This is a genomic window from Streptomyces sp. HSS9-12, assembly GCF_054963655.1.
On record NZ_JBUEGC010000105.1, the window covers coordinates 1 to 4,071 of the forward strand.

4 protein-coding genes and 1 pseudogene are annotated in these 4,071 nt (G+C 67.7%); 3 read left to right on the forward strand and 2 right to left on the reverse strand.

What is annotated here, in order from left to right:
* Positions 1-674 precede the first annotated feature (674 nt).
* Positions 675-827: pseudogene (locus ACY34J_RS28800) on the forward strand (RNA-guided endonuclease TnpB family protein); the annotation flags it as partial.
* A gap of 140 nt (positions 828-967) precedes the next feature.
* Positions 968-1,285: a zinc ribbon domain-containing protein gene (locus tag ACY34J_RS28805; RefSeq protein ID WP_462729573.1), complete on the forward strand. Its 318-nt coding sequence runs from the start codon at positions 968-970 to the stop codon at positions 1,283-1,285.
* Between the two features lie 221 nt (positions 1,286-1,506).
* Here the strand turns inward: ACY34J_RS28805 and ACY34J_RS28810 are convergent, their stop codons facing one another.
* On the reverse strand, positions 1,507-1,992 hold the full coding sequence (locus tag ACY34J_RS28810) for a MarR family winged helix-turn-helix transcriptional regulator (protein ID WP_462729570.1): 486 nt from the start codon (positions 1,990-1,992) through the stop codon (positions 1,507-1,509).
* A gap of 118 nt (positions 1,993-2,110) precedes the next feature.
* Between ACY34J_RS28810 and ACY34J_RS28815 the strand changes: the two genes are divergently transcribed.
* On the forward strand, positions 2,111-2,521 hold the full coding sequence (locus ACY34J_RS28815; RefSeq protein WP_462729571.1) for an organic hydroperoxide resistance protein: 411 nt from the start codon (positions 2,111-2,113) through the stop codon (positions 2,519-2,521).
* A 336-nt stretch (positions 2,522-2,857) separates the two neighbouring features.
* Here the strand turns inward: ACY34J_RS28815 and ACY34J_RS28820 are convergent, their stop codons facing one another.
* Positions 2,858-4,057 carry an MFS transporter gene (locus ACY34J_RS28820; protein WP_462729572.1) on the reverse strand — a complete coding sequence of 400 codons (1,200 nt, stop codon included), beginning with the start codon at positions 4,055-4,057 and terminating at the stop codon, positions 2,858-2,860.
* Positions 4,058-4,071: the final 14 nt, after the last annotated feature.

Here is a 4,071-nt window from a genome sequence, read left to right on the forward strand (position 1 = left end):
ATGCGGATGGAGAGCGTGGATGACGCTTCTTCCTCTGCATGCCTCGGATTTGGTTCTCATCGTGGTGACATAGATCAATGCTATGCTCACACTCATGAAGATCGTCACGCAGGTCAAACTCATCCCGGACGCCGCGCAGGCACCGGCGCTTGAGCGCACCCTGCCCGCGATCAACGAGGCCGCGAACTGGGTCTCCGCAGTCTCCTTCGAGCGCTTCGGACTGGCAGGCAGCGTCCGTGAGCTGCGGAAGCTGTGTTACGGCGAGCTGAAGGCCCGTGGGTTCTGGTGCGCAGACCGCGCAGCACATCATCAAGCGCGTGGCCGACGCGTACACCACACTGCGGGCGAACATACGGGCCGGGAACCTCGGACCCGAGGGGGCGAAGCGACGCCGCAAGGCGGAGTCCAAGCCGATCGTCTTCCGTCCGCACGCCGCACACACCTACGACGACCGGTGCCTGTCGTGGAACTACGACCAGCAGACGGTGAGTATCTGGACCCTGGACGGCCGGGTCAAGAGCGTGCGGTTCGCCTGCTCGCCGGACGCGCTGGGGCAGCTCGCCGAGCACCGGCAGGGCGAATCCGACCTGGTGTTCCGCGACGGGAAGTGGTTCCTGATCGCCACCTGCGAGGTTCCCCAAGCACCGCGGTTTGAGCCGAAGGGCTTCATCGGTGTGGACCGGGGCATCACCAACCTCGCCACCACCTCGGACGCAGACAATCACTCCGGCCGCCGCCTGGCCCGTTACCGGCGCTGGCAGGCCCGCAAGAAGGCAGAACTCCAGGCCAGGCAGACCCGCTCCGCCAAGCAGCTCCTCAACAAGCGTGCCCGCCGCGAGGCACGGCACGCGACCCACATCAACCACACGATCGCCAAGACTGTCGTTGCTGTCGCTGGGGGTACCGCCCATGCCGAAGGCTATGGGGGAGCACCGAGCGCGGCCTTGCCCTGGAACAGCTCCAGGGCATCCGCGAGCGGGTTACGGTTCCCCGCGACCAGCGAGCACGCCAGTCCTCCTGGCCGTTCCGTCAGCTCGGCTCGTTCATCGAGTACAAGGCCCGCCGCTCAGGAGTGCCGTTCATCGAGGTGGACCCGGCCTACACCTCGCAGCGCTGCCCGCGCTGCGGCCACACCGAGCGCGCCAACCGGCCCACTCGGGACACCTTCTCCTGTCGTCGGTGCGGCCTCGCTGGGCCGGCCGACCACGTCGCCGGGGTCAACATCGCTCAGCGAGGGGCCACGGCGTGGGTATTCGTCAACATGCCCGATCCGGTCCCCGCATAGCGGGGACCGGTAGATGTGACCCGTGACCGCCCTGTCGTAGGGGGCAGTCGGGAGCATAAGCAGAGCCATACCGAACCGAGTCAACAAGCTCGGTCGTTTACGGCCGAGTAGTTGACCCCTCCCGTTGGATGAATCGCTTTGTCAGTTTGCGTGTTGGAGCGCACTCGAAGCCGAGTGCGGTCATGAGGCGGCCGCTGTTGTACGTACAGGGGCCTGGTGTTTCAGCCGCAGTCGGCCGGGCCGGCGTCGAGGTCCGCGGAGTCCAGCGTCGCGGCGATCCGGTTGACCACGTCGCGCAGGCCGATGATCTCCTCCAGCGAGAGGCCGGTAGCGGCGGTGATCCGGCGGGGGACGAGCAGAGCCCGCTCGCGTAGCGCGGCTCCGGCCTCGGTGAGGCCGACGGTGACCGATCGCTCGTCCTCGGTGCTGCGCGTGCGCTGTACCAGGCCGGCGGACTGGAGGCGCTTGAGGAGGGGCGAGAGCGTGCCGGAGTCCAGTCGCAGATACTCGCCGATCCGCTTGACGGGCAGATCGCCGTGCTCCCAGAGCACCAGCATGACCAGGTACTGCGGGTAGGTCAGGCCGAGGTCCTTCAGAACGACGCGGTAGAGGCCGCCGAAGGCGCGCGACGCGGCGTGCAGCGCGAAGCAGATCTGGTTGTCGAGGCGCAAGAGCTCCTCATCCGGTACCTGGGACAGCGTCTTCATGCCCCCACGATACCCTGCACCCGTTTTAGTTGTGCACAATCAAATAGTGTGCTCTACTTTTCTGCCGGGCGGCCGGATCTCCGGTCGCGGACGCGAGACGAGACAAGGAGCGTTCCCTATGGACGCGCTGTACACCGCTGTGGCCACCGCCAACGGCCGCGAGGGGCGAGCCGTGAGCTCGGACGGGCAGCTGGACCTTCCCCTGGCCATGCCGCCGGCGCTGGGAGGCAGCGGCAAGGGCACCAACCCTGAGCAGCTGTTCGCAGCGGGTTACGCGGCGTGCTTTGCCAGCGCGCTGGGCCTGGTCGGGCGGCAGGCGAAGGTCGACACCAGCGATGTGTCGGTGACCGCCGAGGTCGGCATCCACAAGGACGGTTCGGGCTTCGCCCTCTCGGTGACGCTCCGCGTCGAACTGCCCGAGGCCCTCGCGGGCGAGACCGGTGAGCTGCTGGTGAAGAAGGCCCACGAAGTGTGCCCGTACTCCAGGGCCACCCAGGGCAACGTCGCCGTCGACATCATCGTCGAGTAGTCACCCGCGACCAGCCCCCGGAGCGCCGCGAGGTGCGGCTTACGCCTCCGTACGGAGTACGACCCGTGTGCCGTGGAGCTCACCGCGCTCCATACGGGCGTGGGTGTCGGCGGCGGCGCTCAGGGGCGCTGTTCGTGTCGACCGGGACCGCTATCGCCGCTACGGTCCCGATCGGCGAGTGATCAGCTTCGACCACTTGATCTTCACGATCGGGTGACCTGCGAACTCCGGGGCTAGTCCCAATGCCAGTGACTTAACGACCGCCGAAGGGCCTGCCCGACGACGTTTCCGCACGTCAGAGCCCCAAAGAGCGTGTTAAGTCACTGGCATTGTGGGCTAGTCCGTCCGAGGGGGCCGACGCAGGAGGAACAGGCCCACGCCGGCCGACAGCAGAACCACGCAAGCCGCGAACACCAGACCCGCACCGCGCAGCCCCAGAACCAGCGTGAGGGCCCCGACTCCGACCACCGGCAAGGAGATTCCGACGTAGGCGACGACGAAGAAGGCCGAGATCGTCGCACCACGGCGCTCGTTCGGAGCCACCGCACTCACGCTGGTGATAGCCGCGCGGAAGGCCAGACCTTGGCCGAGGCCCCCGACCACTGCGCCTACCACCAACACCGGCAGGGACTCCACCAGGAGGGAGACCGCCACGAGGGCCATGCCGGTCGTCAGTACGAGGCAACCGGTGGGCAGCGCGCGCCGCACGCCAATGCGGCCCATCAACAACTGGCCGGCTGTGGAGGAACAGAACGCCGAGAAGACGACCACGCCGGTAACGGCGAGATTGTGCTCCCCCAGCGTCTGGGCGAGGAAGCCCGGCGCTACTGCGGTGAACAGTCCCAGCAGAGAGAAGCCGGCGAACGCGGCCAGCCCCGCGGGCACGAACGCTCCGCGCGTCTCCTGAGGTACGACCATGCCCTGGGGGCGCAGCGGCGGGCGAGGAGTCCGACGCGCCACTGTCTCCGGCAGCGCGCGGGTGACGGCGAAGGCCGCCACGAGCAAGGCGATGTGTACCAGGAAGGGCAGCTGAAGGGGCCAGGGCGCATACTGCGCCAGGACCCCCGACAACAGCGGACCACAGCCCAGGCCGCCCATGTTGGCAGCCGTGGCGGCGAATGCCGCCGATCCGCGCAGCTCCGGCGGTGCCAGCTCCAGTACGGCAGCTGTTGCGGCCCCACTGAGGAGCCCTGCGGAAAATCCCGAGAGCAGCCGTCCCACGAACAGCAGCGGCAGCCCGGTTTCACCAAGGAAGCACACCGCACTCAGGACCGACAGCCCCAGCGCGAACAGCAGCACGGGGCGCCGGCCCAGAACGTCGGAGAAGTCACCGGCGACCAGCAGCGCGGCGATCACGCCGAGTGCGTAGACCGCGAAGACCACCGTCACCATCAGCTCGGAGAAGCCGATCTGTTCCTCGTAGAGCCCGTACAGCGGTGTCGGCAGCGTGGTCCCCGCCATACCGACGGCGAACACCGCTGCGGCCGCGAGGTACCACCTCCGGGCACGACGTTCACCCGCGTCTTGATCGATCACACCGTCAATCTAGT

Excerpts from the sequence above, each read along its gene's own strand:
- ACY34J_RS28810 (WP_462729570.1), bottom strand. The coding sequence starts at position 1,992 with ATGAAGACGCTGTCCCAGGTACCGGATGAGGAGCTCTTGCGCCTCGAC.
- ACY34J_RS28815 (WP_462729571.1), top strand. The coding sequence starts at position 2,111 with ATGGACGCGCTGTACACCGCTGTGGCCACCGCCAACGGCCGCGAGGGG.